General features: G+C 52.8%; 5 protein-coding genes. All 5 read right to left on the reverse strand.

Annotated features, from left to right (window positions below; genetic code table 11):
* On the reverse strand, positions 1-811 hold an 811-nt coding region (locus ABYV26_RS23670), incomplete at its 3' end, for a hypothetical protein (RefSeq protein WP_372683817.1).
* Between the two features lie 121 nt (positions 812-932).
* A complete protein-coding gene (locus ABYV26_RS23675) occupies positions 933-1,271 on the reverse strand; it encodes a hypothetical protein (RefSeq protein WP_372683818.1) in 339 nt (112 codons plus the stop codon).
* Positions 1,272-1,371: 100 nt separating this feature from the next.
* Entirely contained in the window at positions 1,372-1,992 is a 621-nt protein-coding gene (locus tag ABYV26_RS23680; RefSeq protein WP_372683819.1) for a hypothetical protein, read from the reverse strand.
* A gap of 214 nt (positions 1,993-2,206) precedes the next feature.
* Positions 2,207-2,746: a transporter suffix domain-containing protein gene (locus ABYV26_RS23685; RefSeq protein ID WP_372683820.1), complete on the reverse strand. Its 540-nt coding sequence runs from the start codon at positions 2,744-2,746 to the stop codon at positions 2,207-2,209.
* A gap of 35 nt (positions 2,747-2,781) precedes the next feature.
* Positions 2,782-3,181 (reverse strand): mechanosensitive ion channel family protein (locus ABYV26_RS23690; protein WP_372683821.1); only part of this gene is annotated, 400 nt, incomplete at its 5' end.

Consider the following 3,181-nt stretch of genomic DNA (forward strand, 5'->3'; position numbering starts at 1 on the left):
AAAACTTCTCCTCAGCGGTGAATGCAAACCCGAATTTGTATATCCGTTTCAGGCGTGTGTCCGTAAAATCCACCTGAAAGAATTCAAGATCGTTGATGAATTCGGTGTAGATAAAAAACAGGTTCAGATCGGTGGGTTGACCCAAGACCCGGTAATCGATGGGACTGCGGCGATTCAAACCGATTTCAAACATGGAAAATCCATCGTCCAAAGGGGTGTCACTGGAATCGCTGTTATCGGCAAACATCAGGGAATTGCCCAGTTCCCACACAGCGCCGTTGGCCTGTGAAATGGCAGCCAGGCTCTTGATGCCGGCCGCGCCGATCAGTACCGTATCCCCATCGGAAAAGTCCTTGCCGACCCCGATCTGACCGAAGGGCTTCAACCACCAATTTTCACGAACCGAGTATGTAAGCATCAGTCCAGGCACCGCCGTAACGGCGGCCACATCGGTGTCTGCAGTGAGGAAATCGTAAAACCCGATCGTTCCCTGCAACAGGAGATCCAACTCCCATTCTCGCTGGGCGTGAGATTTTAACAGCGGCCGCGTCAGTCGGCCGCGAAGAATCAATGCGTTTCGATCCCCCACGCGGTAATACCCCGTGCCGACCCAAGTGGAATAGGCGTAATTGATGCCACCTCGCAGGTCAGCATTTGCCGCAGCTGCATTTTTCCCAATGCATAAACAGATGCCGATAAGATTAATAAAAACCGCCAAGGATGTCATGCAAAGCATTCTTTGGTATTGTGGCATGGCGGTTTTGATCTTGCGGTGCATCATGGCAGTCTTGGGTGCGATTAACTTTTTCACGCCACGCCGCAACGACGCCACGTCATCTTTCTTCAGCTTTCGTTGCGCCGTCGCGCCGTTGCGTGAGGCATTGTTTGTTCATACCAGGTTGCTGCGAAACCGCATCCATTTGGGCAAGCCGCTAATGCAGCGACTGCCGGGCACACTCCAATTGCAACACCAGCACGTCCTCATCATAGACTTCCAGAGAGCCGAAACGGGGCCTCTTCCCGGTGCCATCCCACAACCAGTATTGTCTGCCGCCGTCCTGAAATTTGTAGACCGGCACCCCATTGTTCAGGGTCATGCTGCCACCGTCCAGGCCCTCTACCTGGATGCGTCCGGTGGACTGGAAGTGGAAGGTGCTGGAAGCATCCTGAGTAATGGTGATTGTGTTTTCCTTGCACAGGAAGGTTCGGTGCCACGGCGAACCTGACTGGCCAATTGTGGGCAACAGGAGGCACAGGGCGACTGCAAACACGAATGCAATCCTTGATGCCTTTAAGAAAAGCCGGTACCGCCTTTTTCCCGTCATTGTGGCCAATTTCCAGCATTTGACGCTTAAGAAGATGCTTCAGGTCTCAAGTGCTGCCTTCCGATACCTCACCGTGGGGCTTCTCCTTCTGTTCCAGGAGTTCCCGGGTGCCCACGCCCCACTGGCTCAAAATGCGACTGACATCCCCAAGGCTGGTATCCAGCAATTCGATCCGGTCCCCGGATACGATCTTAACCGATCCGGCAAACGAGGCAGGCGCCCAAGGGACGAGCACGGTATGGCGGCCATCGTCATGCTTTTCTACAATGTAGATCATTTCCTGCTCGGTTTCCGAATTCCTGAGGAGGGCCGGTTGGAACGCATCGTCTCCGGCAAAGCCTCTCGCCAATTCCTTGACAGCCTTGTAAAGCGGTAGTTTGCCGATGGTGTTCTGTTCGATCCAGTTGGCGAGGCGTCTGCCATTCTCGGATCGCATCGCGATCCCGATCACAAAGGAAGCGCCCAGAAGGAGCAGGATGGCAACCAGAACCGGCGCGGAGACCTCATCGAACGTGCCTTTGGGAAACAACAAATCGGCTATGGGGGTGGCCATGCCCACGATCAACTCCAGGATTTGGGATAGGAGAAGATAAAACAGAATCAGCGGCAAGAGGACAAAAAACCCGCCAGCGGCTGTCGTCTTCATAAAATCTGCTAATTTTTTCATAGTTTTCGATACTCCTGCTGAGTTTGGTTTCGCACGTTGGGTAATCGCTTTGATTCGACGAATCGATTGTATTTGAACGCGTCATCATTTTTTGTATGACAATTTTAAGCTTCTCATTATCCGTGGCTTCAGTTTCCTCGAATTGTCTAATTTCTTTAGCTTTCGTTGCGTCGTAGCGGCGTTGCGTGAGGCAAAAAAAGAAAAAGCCAGGCCCCTACGAAATGTTCCCCGTAGCCAGACCACCCTCCGACACCACCGGAAAATGCACTTCAGCGTCATGAATGAACAAAGAGCGGATCTTGTCCCAGAAATCGCCGCCCAGCACGAACAGGCTGGACAGCAGCATCAGGTCGCCGCCAACGGCATAAAAAAAGGAATTGTTCTCAAATCCGGGAATCCACCTGGCGGTGTAAATGGACACCCAGCCGAATAGAATGGGTGCCAGGAACATGACGAGGCCGATTTTATAGCGCAGGGGACTGACCTTATTTGGCGGACCGTATTGCTTCAGGAACCCCAGGGCCCGCTTTTTGATATAGGCATAGCCGCTCTTGCCCATTACGGCGACGGCCGCCAGTCCCATAATCTCTGCTGAAACCAGGAGACCACCGGTAATTGTGGCTTTCATGCCGGTCGAGAAACCGAACAACCCAACCAGTGGCACACCTGCTATCGGCAGCAGGATGCTGAGCCCAAAAATCACCGCGCCCAATTTCAATCGCCAGTCCTCTACCTTCGGTTCCGGTGAATTCATTTAATCACCTTTCATTTATGTATCTTTTTTCTCGATTATTCGTAGCGCCGTTGCGTCGTTGCGTGAGAATATAATTCCTTCGAGTCACTCCGGATGTGGATATCTCTTTGTGGGAACGCGATGGTGATGCCCGCATCGCGTAAACGACTTTCCAGGTCCTGATGCAAGGCACTGCGCACCTTGTGCCGCTCATTGATGTCGTGGATCCAGACGTGCAATTCGAACTCCAGGGCGCTGTCACCGAACTTCTTGAACATCACCAGGGGTTCCGGCATTCGTGAAACTTTGGTACTGGCCATGGCACAGTCCATCAGGGTCTGAAGCACAACCTCAACATCAGATCCGTATGCAACGCCCACAGGGATGACGATACGCATGTGCCGGTCCGACAGGGTCCAGTTGGTTACCGGGTTGGCTATCAGATCACTGTTGGGG

This window comes from Desulfosarcina sp. (assembly GCF_041551955.1).
GTDB lineage: Bacteria > Desulfobacterota > Desulfobacteria > Desulfobacterales > Desulfosarcinaceae > Desulfosarcina.